This window comes from Campylobacter sp. IFREMER_LSEM_CL2127 (assembly GCF_025771745.1).
GTDB lineage: Bacteria > Campylobacterota > Campylobacteria > Campylobacterales > Campylobacteraceae > Campylobacter_D.
On record NZ_JAKMQV010000005.1, the window covers coordinates 13,883 to 38,605 of the forward strand.

Genomic DNA, 24,723 nt, shown 5'->3' on the forward strand with positions numbered 1-24,723 from the left:
TTATTTTTCATTACATAAACTTAAAACATATGAGCTTAATTTTTCTTCGCTAAATCCAAAATGCTCAAATACATCTTTATCTTTACCACTCTCACCAAAACTTTCTATACCATAAAGCTCATCACAAATTCTATAAAGTTCATTTGAATTTGCAGCTTCCACGCCTATAACCTTACCTTGTAAAATTCTTTCTTTATAAGATTTTTCTTGAGCGATAAATAATTCATAACAAGGCATAGAAACCACATTAGCAATCACACCTTTTTCTTTTAAAGCCTTAGCTACTTTTAAACACAACGATACTTCACTACCGCTTGCTAAAAGTGTAAATTGCGCATTTGCGTTTTCTTCTAATAAATAAGCCCCATTTTCCACATCTCCAAAAACAGGCTCGCTTAAAGCGCTTAATTTTTGACGCGATAAAACAAAAACGCTTGGCATATTAGTTTTAAGTGCAATCTGCCATGCCTTTACATTTTCAACCCCATCAGCCACTCTAAATGTTAATGAATTTGGCATAGCTCTAAAAGTACTAAGTTGCTCTATAGGTTGGTGCGTTGGGCCATCTTCGCCAACCCCTATGCTATCATGAGTAAAAATGAAAAAATGTTTAGCCCTCATCAAAGCTGCTATTCTTGCAGCAGGTTTTAAATACTCACTAAATATAAAAAAGGTAGCACAATAAGGCAAAAACAAACCATATCTAGCAAAAGCATTTGATATAGCAGCCATTGCATGCTCTCTTATACCATAGTGGATATTTTTTCCATTTGGAAAATCCCCCATATCTTTAAGCTCGGTTTTATTTGATGGACCTAAATCTGCACTACCACCTAAAAATCCCGGTAAAGCTTTAGCGATAGTATTTAAAATCATACCATTACTATCTCTAGTAGCTAGATCTTTTCCTTTAAAATCAGGAAATTGTATTTTTGAAAAATCAGGTTCTAAAAGCTCTTTTAATAAAGCTTGTTTTTCTGCATTTAAATTTTGCACTTTTTGATTCCACTTAGCTTGTGCTAAATCTCCAAGCTCTATTGCGGCATTAAAGCGAATTTTAACTTCTTCTGGGATTTCAAAAGTTTTTTGTGGATCAAAACCTAAAGCCTCTTTTGCTTTTTTAATAAGCTCTTCACCCAAAGGCGCTCCATGAGAATGATGACTTCCTTCAAGCTCCAAAGCTCCTTTAGCTATGGTAGTATGAGCGATAATTAAACAAGGCTTTTTACTTTCTTTAGCTGTTTTTAATGCTAAATCAATTTGCTCAAAATCATGCCCATCTATCTCAAGTACTTCAAAATTTTGCGCTCTAAAACGCTCTTTTACATTTTCATTAAAGGCAATAGCCACATCACCTTCGATTGAAATATTATTACTATCATAAATGATGATTAAATTATCAAGTTTGTGAAGTCCTGCTAAAGAACAAGCCTCATAAGAAATTCCTTCTTGCAAATCCCCATCACCACACAAACAATATACTTTGTGATTGATAATATCCTCACCCAAGAGCAAACTTGCCTTTTTAGCTGCCATAGCAAAACCAACCGCATTTGCAATGCCTTGTCCTAAAGGCCCTGTAGCAATTTCAACACCTGGGGTAAAAATTTCAGGATGGCCCGGGGTTTTAGAGTGTAATTGACGGAAGTTTTTTAAATCTTCTAAACTTACATCATAACCACTCAAATGTAAAAAGCTATAAAGTAAAGCACTAGCATGACCGCCTGAAAAAACTAATCTATCGCGGTTTAGCCATGTAGGATCTTTTGGATTATGCACTAAATGAGTACTTAAAACACTCATAATATCTGCTAAGCCCATAGGTGCACCTGGATGGCCTGAATTTGCCTTTTGTATCATATCCGCACATAAAAATCTTATAGTGTTGGCTTGTTTTTGTAACATTGTTTAACCTTTTAAATATTTATCAATCAAAATTTGAAGCTCATTAGCAAGCTTAGAATCTAAATTTTTCATTTTTTCTTCGCATAAAGCTATTTTATCATCTTTTGCCTTTTTAGCACCTTCTAAACCCAAAAGTTTTACAAAAGAATTTTTATGCAAATCATTATGAGTTGGTTTTCCTGCTTCTTTCGTGTCTAAAGTCGCATCGATAATGTCATCTTTGATTTGAAAAACTAATCCCATCAAAAGCCCTATTTCATAAATTTGCTCACATTCTTTTTCATCTAACTCACAAATTTCACAGCCCATTTTTAAAGCTGCTGCAATCAATCTTGCAGTTTTATGAATATGCAAAAACTCAACTTGCTCTAAATTTAAAGGTATATCTTCAAAATAACAATCAATCGCCTGACCGATAATCATACCACCAAGCCCTGCATTAAAAGCTAAAGTTTCTATGAGTTTTAATCTAACATTTTCTTTTAAATCAAGTTTAGAAAGTAGCAAAAAAGCTTGAGTATTTAAAGCATCGCCCACTAAAATAGCTGTGGTTTCATCATATTTTTTATGTAAAGTTTGCTTTCCTCTGCGCAAAGAGGCATTATCCATAGCAGGCAAATCATCATGTATTAAAGAGTAAGTATGGATAAATTCCAAAGCCAAAGCTGCATTTAAAGCCTTTTCAAACAAAGCAGGATTTTTAGCATTAACTATACCCAAAAGAAGTTGGGCTCTAAAATGCTTCCCGCCAGCTTCTAGCATCCATTTTAAAGCCTCATTGAAAAATGGATGAAAGCTTTGAGTTTTAGGAAAATTTTGCTCTAAATGCTGTTTGAATTTTTCTAAAATCACTTATTTAACCTTATAAAAAAGTCAAAGTATCCTTTATTAAAATGCTCAAAATCATTATTTTTCGCTGAAGGGATATTACTTGCTTGTCTTGAGATCAAAATATCAAAAGTATTAACTTGAGTTAATATGGCTTGAAGCTCATTGAAATTGTTGATTTTTTGATTATTAATTCTTAAAATTTTATCCCCTTTTAAAAATCCAGCCATTTGCGCTTTAGAATTTGGAGTTACCTCTGTAACATTCATTTTCATATCTACGCGCAATCCTAGATTGCTATAAAAAGAAGTTGGCTTAGCTTGAACTACTTTTTTAGGTTTAGCAAATATACCCAAATCTTTATCAAAAACTGTCGTAGAAATATTTATATCTTTATTATCTCTTAGCATATTAAAATACAAAGTTGCACCACGATCAGCAAATAAAATTTTCTCATTTAATTTTCTTATATCATCATAAACTTGTCCATCTACACTCACAAGCTCATCATTAAGTAAAAATTGTCCATTTTTACGTACATTTTTAACATAAATTTTGCCATCACGCATATCAAAATCCACACCTATATCACCCCAATAAACATCAGGATATTTTGCAAAGTGTTTTAAATAGCGATTACCTATAAGTTTGCCATCTTCTAAAGTTATACCTAACATTTTACAACATGGTGAGTTAAGTTCTCCGATTTTAGAAGTAAAATCAAGCTGATCACGTTCTGTTAAACTTTGTCCAAAATACTTCAAATGTCCTATATAACTTTGATTATTATCTAAAATTCCCACCCAGCTATTACGCGTTAATTCTTCTTCATCTCCCATAGGCGCAGGGATTAAACTAAAGTCTGTTTTTACTAAATATAAATTTAAAAAAGGATCATATTTAGTATAGCTGTTTAATTTTGCATTTTTAGTTTTAACTACTGCTAGGGTGTTTTCATTTAAAGCAAAAGCAGGTAAACCCTCATAAATTAACATACTAGCTTTATTTTTTTCATAACAACCCAAAAAATCATTAAAAGTCGGTCTTGGCACGGCAAAAAGCACACCAGTTATACCCAAAATACAAAGTAAAATTCTCATAGCATTCCCATTCCGCTAAATAAATTACTAGCCATTGATTTTTTATTTTGTTCTACCATTTTCATTACATCATTAATCGCAGCGATTAATAAAATTTGCATAGATTCTTTATCTTCAAGCAAAGAATCATCAATATTTATATCGATGATTTCACCTTTTCCATTAGCGCTAACTTTTACTAAACCACCGCCACTTTTTGCGCTAAATTCTTTTTTTAAAGCTTCTTGCTCTAATTCATTTGCTTTTTCTTGAGCCTTAGTTAAAAGCTCACCCATTTTAGAAAAATCCATATTTTCAAACATTTATTTTCCTTCTTTTAATATCTCTAATACTACTTCTTTATCATTAAAAGGATATTTTACTCCTTTAATCTCTTGATAAGTCTCATCACCCTTACCCAAAATCACTACAAAATCATTTTTCGTTTTAAGCTCTAATGCTTTTTTTATCGCTTCTTTTCTATCGCATTCTATAAAAACACTCTCATCTTTTTCTATCCCACTTAAAATATCATTAATGATATCCATAGGCTCTTCTGAGCGTGGATTATCACTTGTGATGATGAGTTTTTTAGCATAATGTTTGGCGATTTTAGCCATTAATGGACGCTTAGTTTTATCCCTATCTCCCCCTGCTCCAAAAACCACAATCAAATCGCGATATTTTAAAGCATCTAAAACTTTTTCTATACCATCGGGCGTATGAGCAAAATCCACAATCACATCTTTTGCAACTACTTGCATTCTACCCTCAATGCCGCCAAAATTACTAATGGCCTTTTCAAGTTCTTTTAAATTTGGCTTAACAAGTTCATTCACACAAGCACTTGCAGCCAAAAGATTATAAAGATTAAAAAGCCCCACTAAAGAAGAATCAATCATAAAAGTTTCTTTGCCAAAATTTACCACAGCTTCAATGCCATTTTTTAAAGCATAAGCTTTGATATGATAATAACTTGGATTTTCTACTCCATAAGTAAAAGCACCTTTGACATTAAAATTTATAGCTTTTGCATCTTTATTGATAAATTTCATACACTCATCGGTAAAAAAACTTTCTTTTGCCGCTTGATAGTTTTGAAAGCTTCCATGAAAATCTAAATGATCTTGAGTGATATTCGTAAAAATTTTAGCCTTAAACTCAAGCCCTTCAATGCGGTTTTGTACCAAAGCATGTGAGCTTACTTCCATAATTAAAAATTCACATTTTTCCTTACTTGCTAAAGATAAAAGCTCTAAGGTTTGCAAAATAGGAGCAGTGGTTAAGCCTTTTGGAGTGATATTTTTATCATTTATAAAACTACCCCTAGTTCCCATCAAGGCACATTTATAACCTAAATCAAGCAAAATAGAGTAAATAGCCCCTGCAGTAGTTGTCTTGCCATTTGTGCCTGTAATGCCTATGATTTTTATATTTTCATCTATATTTAAAAGTTTCTTACACTCAGCTATATTTATAATTTTTGCTTGTTTTTCTAAAGCCTGATGAATAAATTTTTCATTTTGAGCAGTTTTTAAGAAAAAACAATCTTTTTCGCATTCATTAGAATTATCACAAATGAAAGTATTTTCAATCTTTACTATCATAATTTAATTCCTTGATTTTCTCACTAAGCTTGATAAATCTATAATTAGAATAAAAATGCACCGAAACATCTTCCATATAAGCTACGAGCATATCTTTATAACCATGCTCTAAAAGTTTTTCCAAAAAATCCACAAAATCTTCTTTATCATTAATGATAAGTTTATTCGATATTATAACATTTTCCAAAGCTTGTTTAAACCCAAATTTTGCTTCGCTAAGTAAAAAATCTTGATAACTCAACCCCTCAAAGTCTTCACTTTCTTCTTCAAACTGCACACTTTGACTAAGACTAATGAGTTTTTCAATATCTTTATCTACTTTAGTATTTTTATAATTTTGCATAAAAAACTCAAAAAACACAAAAGCTTCTTCAGGGCTTTTTAAAGCTAAATCACAAATGTTGATAAAAGTTAAAAGTCTTTTATTTTTACGCTTTTCATAAGCAAGAGAAAAATACATCTTAGCGTTTTTAAAATCTTTTTTATAAAAGCATTCTATGGCTATTTTTTTATAATTTTGCAAATTCGCTTTCCCCGCCTGCTAAATTTACTATAGTTATATCTGGGTGTATGTCGATTTTAAGCTGTTTTTCTAAGCCATATTTCAAAGTCGTTCCACTTGAAGGACAACCATGACAAGCTCCGGTTAATTTCACATAAACCACGCCATTTTTAACCCCTAAAAAATCAAGTCCTCCACCATCATTTTCTAAAATATGCATAGTTTTAGCCAAACTTGCTTTTACAGGTTCGATTAATTCCTCATCACTAAAAGGCATATTCATAACTTTTCCTTGATTGTTTTTTAATTTAATTTTATCTTATTTGCCTTTAAAAAATGTAAATTATTGTTTATTTTAGACTTTTTGCTATACAATGGTAAAAATATTTTAGGATTTTGTATGCAAAAACGCACTCAAATAAAAGGTTTTGAAAAACTCAAACTCATTTTTATACTAGGCTTTTTATCTGCCATAGCACCACTTTCAACTGATATGTATTTACCTGCTTTAAATGAAGTAGAAAAAAGCTTTCAAACTAATTCTTTTTACACTCAACTTTCCCTTGCAAGTTTTTTTATAGCCTTTTCTTTGGGTCAGCTTTTTTATGGGCCATTAAGTGATGTATATGGTAGAAAAAAACCTTTGTATATAGGACTTTTTCTTTTTATTTCTTCAAGCATTGCTTGTGTTTTAGTTGATTCCATTCATGCTTTTATAGCTTTGCGTTTTTTTGAAGCTTTGGGAGGTTGTGTGGGCGTAGTTGTGGCAAGAGCTATAGTAAATGATGTTTTTGAGCTTAAAGAAGCAGCGGGAGTTTATGCTTTAATGATGGTTTTTACTTCTTTAGCTCCTATGCTCTCTCCTACTTTTGGTGGGATTTTGCTTGAGTTTTTTTCTTGGCGTAGTATATTTTTGACATTGTTTATCTTAGGTTTTATTTTATTTTTGCTTGTTATTTTTTCTCTAAAAGAAAGCAACCTCAACACCCAAGGTAAAAAATTTAATCACAAAGAAGTTGCAAAAAGTTACAAAAAAATCTTAAAAGATCGTCGTTTTGTGGTGTATTTGCTTTGTGGGAATTTAATCTTTGCAGGATTTTTTGCTTATTTAACCGGTTCATCTTTTGTTTTTACTCGTGTTTTTGAACTCAGTCCTCAACAATACGCAGCCCTTTTTGGAGCTCATGCTTTAAGTTTTGTTGTATGTGCTAATATAAACGCAAGGATAGTTCTTAAACTCTCGCCTTATTATGTTTTACCAAGAGCGCTTATGATGATTACCTTTTTAACTTTTTTACTTATTTTAGGAGCAACTTTTGATCTAGGTTTTTGGGCTTTTGAAATTCCTTTATGTTTAATCATAGCAAGTTTGGGTTTTATCCTACCAAATACCACCACTTTAGCTATGGCAAGATCAAAACAAAATGCAGGTAGTGCTTCAGCACTCTTAGGGGCAGCGCAATTTGCTATGGCGGGAATAATGGCATTTTTAGTAAGTCTTTTAAATGCCAATACACCTATATTTTTATCGCTTATTTTAGGAACTTGTGCATTTTTATCTTTGATTTCTTATCTGAGTTTGATTAATAAAAGAAAGTTAAATAAAATCAAAAAGAAGTTAAGCGTGATTTCTCACGCTTAATTAAGCAATATTTTTGAAAAGATTCACTGACTATATCGAACCTTTTTTAAAAAACTTTATATTTATTTTCAAAACACTTATAAATAATTTATGTTAAAATTTCTCATCAATCAATAAAGGCTTTATTAATGAAAAAAATAGCTACTATTTTTGCAGGTGTTAATGGATCTGGAAAAACTACCTTGTATTATAATGAACTTGAAAAAAACAAAGACTTTGGACTTAGAATCAACATCGATGAAATTGTAAGTAGCTTTGGCGACTGGAAAAATCAAGAAGATCAATTTAGAGCTTCAAGGATAGCCATTAAAATGCGTGAAAACTATATCAAAAAAGCTTATGACTTTAACCAAGAAACCACACTTTGTGGCACTAGCATTTTATCTTTATTCAAAAAACTACAGAAAAATTCTTATACTATAAATCTTTACTACATCGGACTAGACTCTCCAAGCACAGCAAAACAAAGAGTTAAAATTCGCGTTGCTAAAGGTGGACATGATATAAAAGAAGAACTTATAGAAAAAAGATACTACGAGTCTTTACAAAATTTTAACACCATTGCTAAATTTTGTAATCACATTACTATTTTTGATAATACCCAAAATTATAAAAAACTCTTAGAATTTGAAAACAATAAGCTAGAAGTATTTGAAACTACCAAATGGCTAGAACCATTAATGATAAATTTTAAAAATCAAAGTTTATAAATTTTTATTTTAACTTGTCGATATGCAAATCATGCTACTCACTCCTTAAGGCAAGAAAGAAGTGAGTTAGCAATAGATTGAAGGCTTCAAGGCTATCAAGTATTACAAGGCTACCTCGATAACCTTGTAAAGCTTGATCCCAAGGTTTTTAAAACCTTGGGTTAAAATTATTGTTTTAATTGAAGCAAAGTATTTAAAAGCTGATCACTTGTGGTAATCGTTTTTGAGTTTGCTTGATAACCTCTTTGGATTACGATAAGCTCAGTTAATGCACGACTTAAATCCACGTTTGACATTTCTATGGCTGAGCCTTTTAAGCCCCCTCTACCACCTTCACCAGCATGACCTATAGTAGGTGTTCCTGAGTTTGCTGTTGCTTTAAAAAGGTTATTACCCATTTCTTCAAGACCCATATTGTTTGGGAAAGTAGCTAGAGCAACCTTAGCTAAAGCTAGAGTTTTACCATTTGTAAATTCTCCATAGATATAACCATTCTCATCAGTTCTTAATGCATCTGGCTTTAAGTTACCCCCTGTGTAACCATCAGTTTCTTGTTTAGTGGTAGCTGAGTCTTTATCATAGCTTGTTAAACCATCAAAACCACCTGTTGTACCAAAGTCAAGTTTTATAACTTGATCAGGTTTTGAGCCGTTATTTCCAGTGAAATTTAATACATTTGGCGTATAGCTTTGAAGCGAGCCATCATTACCAAATCTTAAATTTCCTACTACTATGTTTCCTGGAGCTCCATCACCACTAAAATTAATCTCTGCAGGCTCAGGCACTGAGATGATGATAGACCATTCAGCTCCACCATCTGCTGTTTTACTTTGCTTAGTAAATTGCACAGTTAGCTCATGTCTAGTTCCTAATGAGTCAAAAATTTCTATACTAGCAGTATGAGCTGAAAGATACATGTCTTGAGAATATTTTTCATTATTACCTGCATTGAAATTTCCATCTAAGGCACTAAACATAGCTGTGAATTTATCATTTGTGGCGATTTTATTAGCCTCATTAGAATAACCTGTAACTTTAAAAGTCATGTCTTTGGATTCTGTTGTTTTTGGATTTGTGATTTTAAATCTACCATCACTTTCAACTACTACTTCTACAGCAGCATTTGCATCCTCTTTTGATCCTTGGAGTCCATCAGCACTTGCCCAATTTTCTATAGTTCCATCTCCATCATAATCCACTGCCCATCTTGCATCTCTTTGTAAAAGCTCTCTTAAGTCTTCCGTAGTATGAAAAGTTCTTTGACCATTAGCACTAGGCATATTTGCTTCTGCTTGTGTAGCTGCGTTTGGATTAGGATTTGGTCCTATATCTACACTGTTTGGACTATAAATATATTCATGAGCTGTAACTACCTGCACTGAAGTTTTTGCATTTCCATTTACACCTGTAGGATCGTCCGTTCCAAGCCAGGCTCTACGAGCTGTCCCTCTAGCTGTTATAACTGTATTTAACTCACCTTCTTGAGGATTTTCACCAACACGAATTTGACCACCAGCAGTAGTATCTTCATGTATAGTAATATCTAAATTTTTTGACTTTGCTGTGGTTCCTGTGCTATTATCGTTTGTAAAAGTGATTTGTCCATTTACCACCGAAGCTACTACGCCAGTTTCAGCTGTCTTAGCATTGATAGCATTGATGAAAGTTTCTTGTCCTACACCTTCTGCTTGGATATTTACACCATTAATGGTAATATTTAATTTTGCATTTTGAACTGTATCGCCATTTTGAAAACCCCAATATGTATAGTCAGTATTTGCTGTCCATTTTGATCTATCTTGAGGTAAATCAGAGCTCATTTTAACATTTGAAGTATGCTTCGCATCAGCATAACTAACCCATATACCTTGACCACTTCTTAGGTTTAAGCCTTCACCTTGGGCATTAAATACTACACCCATATCAACACCTTTTTCTGTTACTTGGGCTCCACTTTTTGAAGTAGTGTAAAATTCAGTATGACCAGTATCATTTTCATCTATTACTGTTCCTGTATCATTTCTCATACCATGAGTAGAATCTAATGCATAAATAGGTCTTTTAGCAGAAGCATTAGCACCTAGAGTATTACCACTATCTAAATTTGCTGTAAGGCTTACTGAAGTACTTGGTCTAGCAGGCATACTCATACCAGGTGGGATCACTATATCGCCTACTGAGGTTGAAGAGTCAATTTGTCCTGTTTCTTGATTATAGTTCCAACCTTGAACGGTATAGCCGTTATTATCTACGAAATTTCCTACTGCGTCTGTTTTAAAGTCCCCTGCACGGGTATAATACTGAGTAGTACCACCATCATTTGAAACGATGAAAAATCCATCCCCATTAATAGCCATATCGGTGTTTTTATCTGTGGTTTGGATATTACCTTGAGAGTGAATTCTAGTAGTAGAATTTACACCAGAACCAAGTCCTACTTGCATAGGGTTTTTACCACCTAGGTTACCATCTGGAGCTGTAGCTATCTTAGAAGTTTGACTCATAAGCGTTGAGAAATCCGCACGAGAATATTTAAAACCAAATGTATTAACATTGGCTATGTTGTTACCTTCTACATCCATTGCGTATTGGTGTGCTTGGAGTCCAGAAACCCCAGCCCAAAGAGATCTCATCATAATTAAATCCTTTAAAAAATATTGCTTTGTGAATATCTCACAATCTTCTATTGCTTAGCCAAGATAAAGCAATAAGTGTTCCAAAAATACAAATAAAATGAAATTAAAAATTAGAAAATAAATCAAAAATTAGATTTTAATGTGTAAAGTTTTTTTAAAATTACTCGATATAGTCAGTGAATCTTTTCAAAAATATTGCTTAATTAAGCGTGAGAAATCACGCTTAACTTTTATTTCTTTCTTTTAATTTAGCAATCACATCATTTAAACTCAAATCCGCATCAGCTAATAAAACATCTAAATGATAAAGTAAATCAGCTGCTTCATTTATCAACTCATCTTTGTCTTTAACAGTAGCAGCTAAAGCCGTTTCAATGCCTTCTTCGCCTACTTTTTGTGCTATGCGTTTAGTACCTTTTGAAAAAAGTTCCGCCGTGTAAGAAGAGCTTGCACAGGTAGTTTTACGAGAATTAATCAGCCTTTCAAGACGCGATAAAAATACAAAATCAGCCTTTTTAGAAAGTGTTTCAAAGCAAGAAGTATCACCTGTATGACAAGTAGCCCCACTAGGTTTAACTAAAATCAAGATACAATCTCTATCGCAATCAAGCCCCATATCTATAATATGCAAAAAATTCCCACTTTGCTCACCCTTCATCCACAAACGCTCTTTAGTGCGTGAGTAAAACACAACCTTTTGATGCTTAAAACTCTCTCTTAGAGCTTGTTCATTCATAAAACCTTGCATTAAAACTTCACAAGAATGATAATCTTGAATGATCACAGGAACAAGGTTATTAACCTTTTGCCAGTTAATGCTTTTTATGAATTCTTCTTCATTTATCTTCATAGCTTTTCCTTTAAATACGAATTTGTATGCCTTGATCTTTTAAAAATAGTTTTAATTCTTTAATATCTATAAGTTTTTTATGAAACACTGAAGCTGCCAAAGCTCCATCAACACCAAGTTTAAAAGCATCTAAAAAATGCTCTTTAGCTCCTGCGCCACCACTTGCCACTAAAGGCACAGGACAAATCTGTCTAACTTTAGCAAGTTGATCTAGATCATAGCCCTTTCTCATACCATCTTGATTCATCATATTTAACACGATTTCACCCGCTCCTAGCTCGCATACTTGCTTTACCCATTCTAGTGTTTTTTTACCGCTATGATGAGATTTACTCTCATCTCCGGTGTATTTATAGACTAAAAGTTCGTTGTTTTCATCTTTAAAAGTATCTATACCTACAACTACGCATTGCACTCCAAAGCTTTTTGCAAGGCGTGAGATTAAATCAGGGTCATTTAAAGCAGGGGAATTAATAGAAATTTTATCAGCACCATTTGCTAAAAGCTCTTTTGCGTCATCTTCGCTTTTTATACCCCCTGCGACGCAAAATGGTATAGAGATATTTTGTGCTACCTTGCTTACCCAAGTCCTATCAATGCGCTCATTTTTAGCTGAAGCGGTTATATCATAAAATACAAGCTCATCAATGCCATTTTGTGAGTAGAATTTAGCAAGCTCGATGATATCGCCCATATCTTCATGGTTTTTAAACTGCACCCCTTTAACTACTCTACCATCTTTTACATCTAAACATGCGATTATGCGTTTTGCAAGCATTCTTTAGCCTCCTTTATGCTAAATTCTTTATCAAGCAAGGCTTTACCTACGATGATACCACTTACTATGCCATTTAGCTTTTTAAAATCTTCTAAGCTTGCCACACCTCCGCTTGCTTGGGTTTGTAAATGTGGAAATTTCTCATATAAAGCTTTATATAAAGTGATATTTGCTCCGCTCATCGTGCCATCTTTAGAAATATCTGTGCATAAAATGTGCTTTACATCTTTATAAAAATTTAAAAGCTCAAATAATTTATCATCGCTTGTTTTACTCCATGCATCAATGGCCACAAAAAACTCATCTTTAACGCAAATACTATCAAGTGCTAAGACCATACTTTCTACACCAAATTCATTTAAAAGCTCTTGTGTAAAGGCTTTGTTTTTAACCGCTAAAGAGCCTATAACTACGCGTTTAACACCGCTATCAAATAAAGCTTTAACCTCATCTTTAGTGCGAATTCCTCCGCCTACTTGAAGATTTACTTTGATTTTAGAAGCTAGGTTTTCTATGAGTTTTAGTTGTCTTTTACTAGGATCTTTTGCACCGCTTAAATCCACTAAGTGAAGCCAAGCAATGCCTTGAGCCTCATACTCTTGAAATTTAGCTAAAGGATCAAAGCTGTATTCTTGCTTTTTAGCGTAATCTCCTTTATAAAGCCTTACTACTTTACCATCTATTAAGTCTAATGCTGGAATGATTTGAGTTTGCATTTTTACCTACATATTTATGAAATTTTTTAATAATACTTCACCTGCTTCGCCGCTTCTTTCAGGGTGAAACTGCACGCCATAAAAATTGTCTTTGTTTAAACTTGCACTAAATTTAGTAGAGTACTCACACTCTGCGATGGTGTATTCATTTAAACTCACACAATAACTATGCACAAAATAAAAATAAGCTCCATCTAAACCTTTAAAAAGCTCATGAGAGCTAAAGACTTGATTCCACCCCATATGCGGGAAAGTAAAATTTGCTTTTTCTTGGAATTTTTGTGTATCAAAAGGCATAATGCCGAGTGTTTTTTGGTGTAATTCTTCTGAAAATTTACCCAAAATTTGCATACCAAGACAAATGCCTAAAAGTGGTTTTGTAGTAGTTTGGATAAAATTTTCTAAATTAAGTGCTTGTAAATTAGCCATTGCTTTAGCTGCAGTGCCAACACCAGGAAGCAAAAGCTTATCTGCTTGTGAGAGTTCTTTTAAATCATGCGTGATGATACTTTTTTGTCCTAAACGCTCGAGTGCAAAAGCAAGTGAAGCTAAATTCGCACAACCTGTATCTATAATAGCTAGTTTCATATCACTCCTTTAGAGCTTGCTAGGTTTTCATTTTCTATTTTTATAGCCATTTTTAAAGCTCTTGCAAAGGCTTTAAAAAGTCCTTCGGCTTTGTGATGATCGTTTTTGCCTTTAACTTTTAAATGCAAACTCGCACCCATAGCATAACTTAGTGAGTAGAAAAAATGCTCTATCATTTCTGTGCTTAATTCTCCAAGTTTTTCTTTTTTAAACTTAGCCTTATAAACTAAATGTGGCCTATTGCAAAAGTCAATCGCACAACTTGCCAGGCACTCATCCATAGGCAAAACAAAGCCATATCTTGCAATGCCTATTTTTTGATCTAGTGCGCTTTTAATAGCCTCACCCAAAGCAAGTGCGACATCTTCTACGCTATGATGTTCATCAACTTCTAAATCTCCTTTGCATTTTATCTCTAAAGATATATTTGCATGCGTAGCAATTTGCTCTAACATATGATCAAAAAATGCGATATTTGTTTTTATATCAGCTTTTGCTTTTTCATTAAAAGCTATTTTAACTTGAATTTGAGTTTCTTTGGTATTACGTTCTATACAAGCACTGCGGTAATTTTGCAAAATAAAATCAGCGATTTGCTCCCAGTTAAAATCGTTTTTGTCATATTTTAAACCTTGAATTTCAAGATTTTGCGCCAAAAGCATATCGCTGTCTCTATCGCCTATAACAAAACTTTTGGTTTTATCATAAAGTTTATTTTTGATATAGTTTTCAAGCATGGCAGTTTTTGGCTTCCTGCAGGCGCAATTTTCATGCTCAAAATGCGGGCATATAAAAATATCTTCAAATTCTATGCCACAACTTTGAAAAACACTTAGCATTTTTTCATGAGCTTTGTCAAAATTTTCCTTAGGAAAAGAATTTGTGCCTAGGCCGTCTTGATTACTTACCATAACAAATTTAAAACCAAAATTTTTTAACTTTAAAAGCGCATTGATGGCACCTTTTTCAAACTCAAGTTTTTCCAAAGAATCGATTTGAAAATCATCTTTTGGCTCATCAATGAGCGTACCATCTCTATCGATAAATAAAATTTTTGCACTCATTTTAGACTTTCTAATCTTAAACTCACGGCATTTTTATGCCCATCAAGCCCTTCAGCTGCTGCTAAAATTTCTACCACAGGCCCAAGTTTTTTAAAGCCTTCTTTGCTAAGTTCTTGCACGGTCATTCTTTTCATAAAATCAGCAAGCCCTAATGAAGAATAAGACTTAGTAAAACCATAAGTTGGCAATACATGATTTGTCCCACTTGCATAATCTCCCATGGATTCTGGAGAATACTCACCTAAAAATACTGAACCTGCATGCATAATATCATCAAGCAAGCTAGATGGATTTTGTGTATGAATGATCAAATGTTCGGGTGCATAATCATTTGAAATGCTTATAGCATGTTTTATATCTCTTGCAAGAATGATTTTAGAGTGTGCTAAAGATTTGGAAGCAATTTCTTTACGCGAGAGTTTTTCAAGCTGTAAAGCAACTTCACTATCTACTTCTTTGGCTAGTTTTTCACTTGTACAAACTAAAATCGCTTGAGAATCTGCTCCATGCTCAGCTTGTGAGAGTAAATCTGAAGCTATAAATTTAGCATTAGCAAACTCATCTGCTAAAACCAATACCTCTGAAGGTCCTGCTTGCATATCAATAGCCACTCCATGATTATTAACTTGCTTTTTGGCTTCAGTTACAAAGGCATTTCCTGGGCCAAAAATTTTATCTACTTTTTGCACACTTTGCGTTCCATAAGCAAGCGCTGCTATGGCTCCTGCTCCACCTATTTGATACACTGCATCAACTTCGCAAAGTTTTGCTACAAAAGCAATGGCAGGGTGTAGTGGTGCTGGGGAAGCTAAGGCTATGAATTTGCATTTTGCAATTTTAGCTGGGATAGCTAACATGAGTGCAGTTGAAAAAAGTGGTGCTAAGCCTCCTGGTATATAAAGTCCTACTTTTTCAATAGCTCTTGTTAGCACCTTACAAGTTACCCCTTCAAAGGTTTGAACTTCTATGGTTTTACTTTCTTGAGCTTTGTGGAATTTATAGATATTTTCATAAGCTATTTTAATAGCTTGTTTTAACTCATCATCAATTTGCTCTGCTAAATTACTAAGCTCTTCATCGCTTAGTTTGATGGAATTTAACTCTACTTTATCAAATTTTATAGCCATTTGTTTTAAAGCTTCATCGCCATTTATTTTGACATCTTCAATGATTTGTTCTACTATGGTTTTAACCTGTGCATTAGCGCTTATAGCAGGACGCTTGAGTGCTAATTCTTGTTCGCTTTGGTTTAATTTTTCAAAATCAAGTATTTGCATTTTTATCCTTTAAGAGAGCATTTTTTCAATAGGTAAAACTAAAATCGCACTTGCGCCTTCTTTTTTCAAAGCTTCCATAGTTTCCCAAAATAAATTTTCTTGACTTACCATATGTAGCGCCACTCTAGCTTTATCATTTTCTAAAGGTAAAATCGTAGGTTTTTCAACACCTGGTAATAAAGCTGTGATTTTTTCTAGCTTTTCAATAGGAGCATGCAACATGATGTATTTTGACTCTCTTGCTTGCATAACTCCATTAATCCTAATGAGTAGTTTATCGATTAATTCTTGTTTATGTGAAGCTAAACTTTCTTTTCTTTGGATAATGCAAGCTTTTGATTTATAAATCACCATAACTTCTTTAAGCCCATTTGCTTTTAAAGTAGCACCACTTGAAACTAAATCACAAATTCCATCAGCTAAATTTGCACTTGGCGCTACTTCAACTGAGCCTGTTAGCATACAAGTTTTATAAGGAATGTTATTTTCTTCCATAAAACGCTTTAAAAGCTGTGGATAAGAAGTTGCTATGCGTAAATTTTTAAAACTTTCTATACCTTTATACTCACTATTTTCTGGCAATGCTAAAGACAAACGGCACCCACCAAAATCAAGCTTTTTAAGCATTATAAAATCTGCGTTTTCGTTTTTTGATTTTCTTTCTAGTTCATTTTCTTCTAAAACATTTTCTCCAACTATGCCAAGATCTACTACTCCATCAAAAATTAATCCTGGTATATCATCATCTCTTACTCTAAGTAAATCAATAGGTAAATTTGTAGAAAAAGCAATCAAGCTTTGATCGTGTATGCGAAGTTTTACACCTATAGACTCAAGCAAGGCAATAGAATCTTTACTCAAACGACCTGATTTTTGTATAGCTATGCGTAATCTTGAATTTTCTTGCATTTTTTTCCTTTTTTGTAGTTAAAAAGATTAATAGTAGCAAAAAATGGATAAAAATACAAAAAATAGTAAGTAAATAAATAAAAATTAAGAAGTTTTTAGCCTTTAAAAAGGCTAAAAATTAAGCTACGAATTCGATGAAAGCCATTTCTGCAGCATCTCCACGGCGGATTCTTGTTTTGATAATTCTTGTATAACCACCGTTTCTATCTGCAAATTTAGGTGCGATTTCTGTTACAAGTTTATTTGTAGCTTCTTTATCTTGCAAGCTAGCAAAAACTGCTCTATGAGCATTGAAATCACCTTTTCTTGCACGAGTAATTAATCTTTCAACATAACCTCTTAATTCTTTTGCTTTAGGTAATGTTGTTTCTATTTTACCTGCTTTAATAATAGCAATGGTAAGGTTTTTTAATAAGGCTGCACGGTGAGTAGAAGTGCGACCTAACTTTCTATATCCATGTCTATGTCTCATTGATTATCCTTCATTTTGTGCTTTTAATTCTGTAATTTTTCTTTTTAGCGTTTCTTTTGCACTATCACTGAGTTTTGAATTTCCTATAGGAAAACCTATAGATTCCATCACACTTTTAATCTCATCTAAAGATTTTTTACCTAGATTTTTTAAATCTGCAAGTTCGCCTACACTCATTAAAGCAAGCTCACCGATATAAACCACATTTGCTTTTTCTAGGCAATTAAAGCTTCTTGCGCTTAAATTTAACTCAGTTATATTTTGAAGTAATTTTACATGTTCTACTTCATTATTTTGTGTTTGGCTTCTTACAACGCTTTGAGCATTAGTGATTTTATCAAACACTGATAATTGTTTATACATTGCTTCTAAAGCATTTTTAAAAGCATCACTTGGTGAAATTTGACCATCAGTTGTGATTGTAAAAACAACTTTTTCATAATCTGGGTTATCTTCAAAAAGCACTTTTTCTATATCATAAACTGCATGTTTTACCGGAGTAAAGAATGCATCAAGTGCTATAAATTCAGGATCTAAGAAATTTTGCACTTCTTCAGAAGGTACATAACCTATACCTTTTTCAATGATTAAGGTAAATTCTAAATCTGCATCTTCATTGATCGTTGCAAGATAGCTATCTGCGTTCACAACCTCAACAACATCGTTATCTAAGTCTTTTCCGCAAATTTCTTTTGGTCCTTTAAAACTAAAAGTTATAACTTCTTTTTCAGAATCTGTTTTTAGTTTAAATCTTAATTTTTTTAGATTGATAATAAACAATGCTACATCTTCAAGCATACCACGCATACTATCAAATTCATGTGCTACGCCTTTGATTTTAACTCCTGTTGGAGCAAAACCTACTGTGCTTGAATAAAGCAAACGACGCAAAGGATGCGCCAAAGTAATAGCATAGCCGATTTCAAAAGGCCATGCGCTTACTTTTGCTACTGTATCACTGATATTTTCAATACTAAACTCTGTCGGTGTATAAGCAGAAGTTGTAATATGTCTCATATCAAAAACCTTTATTATTTAGAGTACAACTCAACGATATATCTTTCCTCAACTGGAATGATAACTTCTTCTCTTTCAGGTTTTCTTGTAAAAATTCCAAATCTTTTATCTTTTTCTACATCAACCCAAGCAACTATACCAGTTTGAGCAGTAAGTTCGATCGCTCTTGAAATTTGAGGATTGTTTTTGCTTTTTTCAATCACTTCGATTTTTTGACCTGCTTCTACTCTATAACTAGGAATATCTACTCTTTTACCATTTACTAAAATATGTCCATGAGTTACAAGTTGTCTAGCAAAACGGCGTGTTGTAGCAAAACCCATTCTATAAACAACATTATCAAGTCTTTGTTCTAAAAGCTGGATTAAAAGCGCACCGGTGTTGCCATCTTTTCTAGCAGCTTCGCTAAATAATCTTCTAAATTGTTTTTCGCTAACTCCATACATAAATTTAGCTTTTTGTTTTTCTCTTAATTGAAGTCCGTATTCGCTGATTTTAGCTTTTCTTTGTCCATGCTGACCTGGTGCGTAAGGGCGTTTATCTAAAGCACTTTTACCTGCTAATCTTCTTTCGCCTTTCATTGCCAAGCTTACGCCAAGTCGTCTTTCTAATTTCTCTACTGGTCCTCTATATCTTGCCATTATAATTCTCCTAAATCTTATATCTTATTCTTAGACACGACGACGTTTTGGTGGTCTACAACCATTATGAGCTAATGGGGTAATATCTTTTAAGAAAGTTACTTTAATACCTTCCATAGCACCTACACTCTTAACCGCTGTCTCACGACCACTTCCTGGTCCTTGTACTTTAATACCTACTTCTTTAATACCATGTTCTTTTGCTTTATTTAAAGCATCTTCTACTGCTTGTTGTGCTGCATAAGGAGTTGATTTTTTAGAACCTTTAAATCCTAAACCACCTGCACTACTCCAAGCGATAGCATTTCCCATTTCATCAGTTACAGTAACCATAGTATTATTAAATGTTGCACTGATATAAACTATACCTTTAGCTATATTTTTTTTAACTACTTTTTTCTTAACTACTTTTCTTTTTGCCATTTTCTATCCTTATGATTTTGCACCAACGGTTTTTCTCTTACCTTTTCTAGTTCTGGCATTTGTTTTTGTTTTTTGACCACGAACTGGTAAGCCTTTTCTATGTCTTAAGCCTCTAAAGCTTCCTAGATCCATTAATGCTTTGATATCCATAGCAACTTGTTTTCTAAGATCACCCTCAACCATATAGTTTTCTTGAATTTCTTTACGGATAGCTGCTGCTTCATCTTCACTTAGTTCATGAACTCTTTTATCGTAAGAAATTCCTGTTTTATCTAAGATTTTTCTTGAAGTATGCAAACCTATACCATAAATATAAGTCAAACCATATTCAATTCTTTTTTTCTTTGGTAAATCCACACCTGCAATACGAGCCATAAATTATCCTTGTCTTTGTTTGTGTTTTGGATTTTCGCAAATAATGCGAACTACGCCTTTACGACGAACTACTTTGCATTTGTCACACATCTTTTTAACAGATGGTCTAACTTTCATGCTTTACTCCTGTTATTGTAAATTCCACTTTTTTTACAACTGCACCAGGTTTTTAGAGCAACCAACTATTTTCAAAATAAGTGGTGATTTTGAAAATACTTCTTCATACAGTTTTATTGCAATTTCTGCAAAAGTGCTAATTATACTTTACTTTTGCTTTTAAACAACTTAGACTTATTTGTATCTAAATGTAATACGACCCTTATCAAGGCTATAAGGTGTTAGCTCTACTTTAACTCTATCGCCAGGCATAATCCTAATATAATGCATGCGCATCTTACCTGCAATATGACAAAGTATCACATGTTTATTATCTAATTCAACTTTAAAAGTTGCATTAGGTAAAGCTTCGATTACATTACCATCAATTTCGATAATATCATCTTTTGCCAATGCTTTTCTCCTTTCTACAAAATACAAAACTATTATTTTATCACAATTTTTCTTGTTAAATTTTTAATATTTTTTACAAACTACGGCATTTTTTATTATAATTATCAAAACACTATAAAAGAAAGTATTTAAATGTTAAAAAGTTTAAAAAGAAAAGATTATAAAACACTTTCCTTATCTTCTTTGGGAGGAGCTTTAGAATTTTATGATTTTGTGATTTTTGTCTTTTTTGCTAATTATATTTCAAGAAATTTTTTTCCAAGCGATATGAGTGATTTTTGGAAACTTTTAAATACTTATGGAACCTTTGCAGCAGGATATTTGGCTAGGCCACTTGGTGGTATAGTTATGGCGCATTTTGGTGATAAATTTGGCCGTAAAAAAATGTTTATGCTAAGCATATTACTCATGGTGCTTCCAACTTTTTCTTTAGCTTTTATACCTACTTTTGAAAGCATAGGTTATCTAGCTCCGGTATTTTTACTACTTGTTAGAATAGCTCAAGGTGTAGCTATAGGTGGGGAACTACCTGGTGCTTGGGTATTTGTAAAAGAACATGCGCCTGATGGGAAAGATGGTTTTTGTGTTAGCGCTATTAATGCTTCTATGGCTTTTGGAATTCTTTTAGGATGTGCTGTTGCATTGGTAATTAATCATTGTTTTGAGCAAGAATCAATTTATGATTATGCTTGGCGTATTCCTTTTGCTATTGGTGGATTTTTTGGCATTATTTCTATATATCTTAGAAAATTTCTAGAAGAAACACCGATTTTTCAAAAAATGCATCAAGAAAATAATTTAGAAAAATTTCCGCTAAGGACACTTTTTAAAGAAAAAAATATTTTTTTAGACATCATCGCCTCTATGCTTTTAACATGGATGCTTACAGCTTGCGTGATTATACTCATTTTACTTATGCCAAATTTTATACCTGAGGTTTTAGTTCTTGATAAAACAGATGCTATTTTAATACAAATGATTGCGATAATAATTTTATCTTGTGGAACTTTGCTTGCTGGAATTTGGGTAGATAAATTTGGCTTTTTAATCACTAGTTTGATATTTACAATAGGTTTTAGTCTTTCTTGCTTTTTTTATTTTTATTTTTTCTATGCTCAAATTTTACATTTAAGTATATATTTTTATTTTATTGCATGTTTTTTTGGCGGCATTAATGCCTTAGCGCCTATTTTAATGTGTAAAATTTTTAAACCAAGTATTCGCTTTAGTGGAATTTCTTTTTCTTATAATATAGCCTATGCTATAGCAGGTGGTTTTACACCTCAGCTTGTATTTATGTTGCATTCTTTAGCTATAAGACCTGAGAATCCTTTTGTTTATGGAATTTTTATTTATATTTTATTTTTATCATTTATAACACTTCTAACCACTGTATTTACTTATAAAAGATTAAGATTTTAGTGCTATAATTAATAAAAATTATTAACTAAAAATTTATAAAATAAAGGAAAATGATTATGAAAACTTTTATTATTTTAATATTTTCTTTACTACCACTTTTAGCACTTGAAATGATTACCCCTTTGCCTGAAAGCGTTCCTTATGATAAAGAAAAAGCTATCTTAGGCAAAAAGCTTTACATGGATACAAGTTTATCAAAAGATAAAAAAATATCTTGTAATACTTGTCATGATATTACAAAATTTGGAGTTGATAATAAAACTTTTTCAACGGGTATTAATGGCATAATAGACGAACCATTTCATACACCTACAAATTTCAATGCTGTTTTTAATCTATCTCAATTTTGGAGAGGCAATGCAAAAGACTTGCAAGATCAAGCCAAACATCCTTTATTAAATCCCAAAGAAATGGGCTTAAAAGATGAAAATGAAGTAGTACAAATTGTAAAAGCTAACCCAATTTATGAAAAAGAGTTTAAAAAACTTTATGGAGAAATTAGCTTTGAAAATATAACACACGCTTTAGCTGAGTTTCAAAAAACCTTACTCACTCCAAATTCTCCTTTTGATCGCTACTTAAAAGGTGATAAAAACGCAATAAGCGAGCAAGCAAAAAGAGGTTATAATGCTTTTTTATCAAATGGTTGTATAGCATGCCATCAAGGTCAAAATATAGGTGGCAATATGTATCAAAAAATGGGAGTATTTGTACCTTATGATAATGGAACAAACTGGAAAGGGCGCTATGAGATTACCCAAGATCCTCATGATCAATTTGTAGTAAAAGTGCCAAGCCTTAGAAATATAGCCAAAACTGCTCCTTATTTTCATGATGGCTCCATGCCAACACTTGATGCTTGTGTGCAATTTATGGCTTATTATCAACTTGGTAAATTTTTAGAACAAGATGTGGTTGATGATATAGTTGCTTTTTTAAATTCTTTAACAGGAGAATACCATGACCCACTCAAATAAAAAATCTTTTTCTTTTTTAAAACAATTCATCACTTTGTCTATAGTGGTTTTGGTGTTACTTTTAACTTTGACATTATTTATCTTTAATACCTACAACACCACAAAAAGAAATTCACTCATCATGGGTTCTTTTCAAAAATTAGAAATTCTAGATACCAAAATAGATGAGATTTTTAAAAACAAACTCAATTTGCAAAATTATGACACTAGTGTTGCTTTAATACAAGATTTTGAAAATACTTTAGCAATTTTAAAAGCCAATAAAATAGACACTAAAAAAATACAAACGATTTTTGAGAAAAAAAATGCTCAATTACAGCATTTTAAATCAGCTAATTCTATTGCTATAAATTCAAAACTTTATCTTTATGAAATTCAACAAGAAATCATTAAACAAACAAACAAGCTAGCACTTACTACTCAAGAAGCTAGGCAAATAGAATCTATCGGGGATATATTAAGCATCATAGGAACTATGGATATACTAGAACCTTTAGCACAAAATCGTCTCCAAAGTTTAGTAGCAAATTTAAACACAAAAGATCCACAGCTTCCACAAGAATTATTTGAACTTTTTAGCACACATTGTAAAATGATACTAAGTCAGATTAAAATTTTAAAAGATAATTCTCAAAGTTTTCTTGATCAAGAATTACAAAAAGAAATCATATCTCATAAAAATTTCATTGCTCAAGAAATTAATCTTAACAACAAATACAATCTTTACACCGCTATAGGAATTTTCTTATTCACCTTAGCTGTATTGATTTTCTTCATACTTTTAACATTAAAAAAAGTAATCATACCTATATCTTTACTTGAAAAACTAAGTGCAAACTTAGCTGGTGAGCATGCGAATTTAAGCGCAAGATTAGATATTGATAAAAAAAGTGAATTAGCAACAAGTGCTGGCTATATAAACTCTTTTATACAAATAGTGCAAAATTCGGTTTTAGAAGCTATACAAACTGCAAATTCAAGCCACAAAAGCTCACAAAAGCTTTCTCAAAATGCTGAAGTTTTACAGCAAAGCTCACTTTTACAACATGAGCAAATTTTTAATGTCCATGAAATAAGTTCTATCTTAGAAAGTCATATAGACTTAACACAAAATTTAGCTAAAAACACTATAAATGATATGCATGGTATGCAAGAAGTAATGGCTAAAGTTGAGCTTACACTTAAAGAATTAGTAGAGCTTATATTATTAAGCGGCGAAAAAGAACAAAGTGTTTTAAGCGCTATGGATATGTTGGTACAAAGTGCTGATAGCATAGTAGAAGTTACTACAACCATAAAAGACATAGCCGATCAAACCAATTTGCTTGCGCTAAATGCAGCTATTGAAGCAGCGCGTGCAGGTGAGCATGGACGTGGCTTTGCTGTGGTTGCAGATGAAGTTAGAAATCTAGCAGATAAAACCACAAAATCTTTAGTTGCTATAGAAACCACCGTAAGAACTATAGTACAACAAATCAATGACAATAAAAGTTTGATGGATGGAATTCATCAATCCATGAATGATACATCTAACAAAGCTAATATCTTACAAGGTGAGGTTGGAACTTCTATAGAAAAATTAAAAACAAGTATCCATTCTACTAAAATCATGGAAGAAAAAAGCGATGAATCAAAAGCTAAAATGAATGAGTTAGAACAAAACATAGAAAAAGTAACTGAGCTTGCAAATTGTGTTAAAAACTACTCCCTTGATTTAACGCAAATTTCACAAGATGTTTTAGAAAATGCTTCCAAACTTTCAGAAAAATTAAAAACATTCGAGTAAGAAAGATTA

At 32.5% G+C, this 24,723-nt stretch carries 27 protein-coding genes; 5 read left to right on the forward strand and 22 right to left on the reverse strand.

Annotation, left to right across the window (positions count from 1 at the left end; all coding sequences use genetic code 11):
* From tkt to L8V77_RS04645, 7 genes are read right to left on the reverse strand one after another with little or no spacing between them, the layout of a single operon-like run.
* The gene (gene tkt / locus L8V77_RS04615; protein ID WP_263706928.1) at positions 1-1,905 is read right to left on the reverse strand and encodes a transketolase; all 1,905 of its coding nucleotides are present in this window, start codon (positions 1,903-1,905) and stop codon (positions 1-3) included.
* A gap of 3 nt (positions 1,906-1,908) precedes the next feature.
* Positions 1,909-2,754 carry a polyprenyl synthetase family protein gene (locus L8V77_RS04620; RefSeq protein WP_263690368.1) on the reverse strand — a complete coding sequence of 282 codons (846 nt, stop codon included), beginning with the start codon at positions 2,752-2,754 and terminating at the stop codon, positions 1,909-1,911.
* Entirely contained in the window at positions 2,754-3,833 is a 1,080-nt protein-coding gene (locus L8V77_RS04625; protein ID WP_263706929.1) for a PDZ domain-containing protein, read from the reverse strand. The genes L8V77_RS04620 and L8V77_RS04625 overlap by 1 nt, the downstream gene beginning before the upstream one ends.
* Positions 3,830-4,135 carry a YbaB/EbfC family nucleoid-associated protein gene (locus tag L8V77_RS04630; protein WP_039667857.1) on the reverse strand — a complete coding sequence of 102 codons (306 nt, stop codon included), beginning with the start codon at positions 4,133-4,135 and terminating at the stop codon, positions 3,830-3,832. The genes L8V77_RS04625 and L8V77_RS04630 overlap by 4 nt, the downstream gene beginning before the upstream one ends.
* Positions 4,136-5,419, reverse strand: coding sequence for a UDP-N-acetylmuramoyl-L-alanyl-D-glutamate--2,6-diaminopimelate ligase (locus L8V77_RS04635; protein ID WP_263706930.1), 1,284 nt, complete (start codon positions 5,417-5,419; stop codon positions 4,136-4,138). It abuts the gene before it with no gap.
* Entirely contained in the window at positions 5,403-5,942 is a 540-nt protein-coding gene (locus L8V77_RS04640; RefSeq protein WP_263706931.1) for a histidine kinase, read from the reverse strand. Before L8V77_RS04640 ends, L8V77_RS04635 begins: the two co-directional genes overlap by 17 nt.
* Complete coding sequence (locus L8V77_RS04645; RefSeq protein WP_041570315.1) at positions 5,929-6,198, reverse strand: NifU family protein; 270 nt, start codon at positions 6,196-6,198, stop codon at positions 5,929-5,931. The genes L8V77_RS04640 and L8V77_RS04645 overlap by 14 nt, the downstream gene beginning before the upstream one ends.
* Before the next feature lie 123 nt (positions 6,199-6,321).
* Between L8V77_RS04645 and L8V77_RS04650 the strand changes: the two genes are divergently transcribed.
* A complete protein-coding gene (locus L8V77_RS04650; RefSeq protein WP_263706933.1) occupies positions 6,322-7,563 on the forward strand; it encodes a multidrug effflux MFS transporter in 1,242 nt (413 codons plus the stop codon).
* 128 nt (positions 7,564-7,691) lie between these two features.
* Entirely contained in the window at positions 7,692-8,273 is a 582-nt protein-coding gene (locus L8V77_RS04655) for a zeta toxin family protein (protein ID WP_263706935.1), read from the forward strand.
* 167 nt (positions 8,274-8,440) lie between these two features.
* On the opposite strand, the gene flgE is transcribed toward L8V77_RS04655, so the two are convergent.
* The 15 genes from flgE to infA form a co-directional block, all read right to left on the reverse strand.
* Positions 8,441-10,909 (reverse strand): flagellar hook protein FlgE, encoded by a 2,469-nt coding sequence (gene flgE, locus L8V77_RS04660; protein WP_263706938.1) that lies wholly within the window; start codon positions 10,907-10,909, stop codon positions 8,441-8,443.
* A gap of 223 nt (positions 10,910-11,132) precedes the next feature.
* The gene (gene hisIE, locus L8V77_RS04665) at positions 11,133-11,759 is read right to left on the reverse strand and encodes a bifunctional phosphoribosyl-AMP cyclohydrolase/phosphoribosyl-ATP diphosphatase HisIE (RefSeq protein WP_263706939.1); all 627 of its coding nucleotides are present in this window, start codon (positions 11,757-11,759) and stop codon (positions 11,133-11,135) included.
* A 10-nt stretch (positions 11,760-11,769) separates the two neighbouring features.
* Entirely contained in the window at positions 11,770-12,537 is a 768-nt protein-coding gene (gene hisF, locus L8V77_RS04670; RefSeq protein ID WP_039625107.1) for an imidazole glycerol phosphate synthase subunit HisF, read from the reverse strand.
* Positions 12,519-13,253 (reverse strand): 1-(5-phosphoribosyl)-5-[(5-phosphoribosylamino)methylideneamino]imidazole-4-carboxamide isomerase, encoded by a 735-nt coding sequence (gene hisA, locus L8V77_RS04675; RefSeq protein WP_263706940.1) that lies wholly within the window; start codon positions 13,251-13,253, stop codon positions 12,519-12,521. The genes hisF and hisA overlap by 19 nt, the downstream gene beginning before the upstream one ends.
* 6 nt (positions 13,254-13,259) lie before the next feature.
* Positions 13,260-13,841: an imidazole glycerol phosphate synthase subunit HisH gene (gene hisH / locus L8V77_RS04680; RefSeq protein WP_087684808.1), complete on the reverse strand. Its 582-nt coding sequence runs from the start codon at positions 13,839-13,841 to the stop codon at positions 13,260-13,262.
* Positions 13,838-14,905, reverse strand: a complete 1,068-nt coding sequence (gene hisB, locus L8V77_RS04685; protein ID WP_263706941.1) for a bifunctional histidinol-phosphatase/imidazoleglycerol-phosphate dehydratase HisB — start codon at positions 14,903-14,905, stop codon at positions 13,838-13,840. Before hisB ends, hisH begins: the two co-directional genes overlap by 4 nt.
* Positions 14,902-16,182, reverse strand: coding sequence for a histidinol dehydrogenase (hisD, locus tag L8V77_RS04690; RefSeq protein ID WP_263706942.1), 1,281 nt, complete (start codon positions 16,180-16,182; stop codon positions 14,902-14,904). Before hisD ends, hisB begins: the two co-directional genes overlap by 4 nt.
* A 9-nt stretch (positions 16,183-16,191) precedes the next feature.
* Entirely contained in the window at positions 16,192-17,091 is a 900-nt protein-coding gene (gene hisG / locus L8V77_RS04695) for an ATP phosphoribosyltransferase (protein ID WP_039667846.1), read from the reverse strand.
* A 118-nt stretch (positions 17,092-17,209) separates the two neighbouring features.
* Positions 17,210-17,563, reverse strand: coding sequence for a 50S ribosomal protein L17 (gene rplQ / locus L8V77_RS04700; protein ID WP_012660847.1), 354 nt, complete (start codon positions 17,561-17,563; stop codon positions 17,210-17,212).
* 3 nt (positions 17,564-17,566) lie between these two features.
* Positions 17,567-18,580, reverse strand: coding sequence for a DNA-directed RNA polymerase subunit alpha (locus L8V77_RS04705; RefSeq protein ID WP_263663730.1), 1,014 nt, complete (start codon positions 18,578-18,580; stop codon positions 17,567-17,569).
* A gap of 14 nt (positions 18,581-18,594) precedes the next feature.
* Positions 18,595-19,221, reverse strand: coding sequence for a 30S ribosomal protein S4 (rpsD, locus tag L8V77_RS04710; RefSeq protein WP_039617184.1), 627 nt, complete (start codon positions 19,219-19,221; stop codon positions 18,595-18,597).
* A 30-nt stretch (positions 19,222-19,251) separates the two neighbouring features.
* Complete coding sequence (gene rpsK, locus L8V77_RS04715; RefSeq protein WP_012660844.1) at positions 19,252-19,644, reverse strand: 30S ribosomal protein S11; 393 nt, start codon at positions 19,642-19,644, stop codon at positions 19,252-19,254.
* 9 nt (positions 19,645-19,653) lie between these two features.
* Positions 19,654-20,019 carry a 30S ribosomal protein S13 gene (gene rpsM, locus L8V77_RS04720; RefSeq protein ID WP_012660843.1) on the reverse strand — a complete coding sequence of 122 codons (366 nt, stop codon included), beginning with the start codon at positions 20,017-20,019 and terminating at the stop codon, positions 19,654-19,656.
* Positions 20,020-20,022: 3 nt separating this feature from the next.
* On the reverse strand, positions 20,023-20,136 hold the full coding sequence (gene rpmJ, locus L8V77_RS04725; protein ID WP_002781429.1) for a 50S ribosomal protein L36: 114 nt from the start codon (positions 20,134-20,136) through the stop codon (positions 20,023-20,025).
* A 174-nt stretch (positions 20,137-20,310) separates the two neighbouring features.
* Complete coding sequence (gene infA / locus L8V77_RS04730) at positions 20,311-20,529, reverse strand: translation initiation factor IF-1 (protein WP_012660842.1); 219 nt, start codon at positions 20,527-20,529, stop codon at positions 20,311-20,313.
* Between the two features lie 132 nt (positions 20,530-20,661).
* Between infA and L8V77_RS04735 the strand changes: the two genes are divergently transcribed.
* Genes L8V77_RS04735 through L8V77_RS04745 form a run of 3 tightly spaced genes read left to right on the forward strand, consistent with a single transcriptional unit; the run spans position 20,662 to position 24,714 of the window.
* Positions 20,662-21,951, forward strand: a complete 1,290-nt coding sequence (locus L8V77_RS04735) for an MFS transporter (RefSeq protein ID WP_263706946.1) — start codon at positions 20,662-20,664, stop codon at positions 21,949-21,951.
* Between the two features lie 53 nt (positions 21,952-22,004).
* On the forward strand, positions 22,005-22,928 hold the full coding sequence (locus tag L8V77_RS04740) for a cytochrome-c peroxidase (protein WP_412175001.1): 924 nt from the start codon (positions 22,005-22,007) through the stop codon (positions 22,926-22,928).
* Positions 22,912-24,714 carry a methyl-accepting chemotaxis protein gene (locus L8V77_RS04745; protein ID WP_263706951.1) on the forward strand — a complete coding sequence of 601 codons (1,803 nt, stop codon included), beginning with the start codon at positions 22,912-22,914 and terminating at the stop codon, positions 24,712-24,714. Before L8V77_RS04740 ends, L8V77_RS04745 begins: the two co-directional genes overlap by 17 nt.
* The last annotated feature ends 9 nt before the right edge of the window (positions 24,715-24,723 follow it).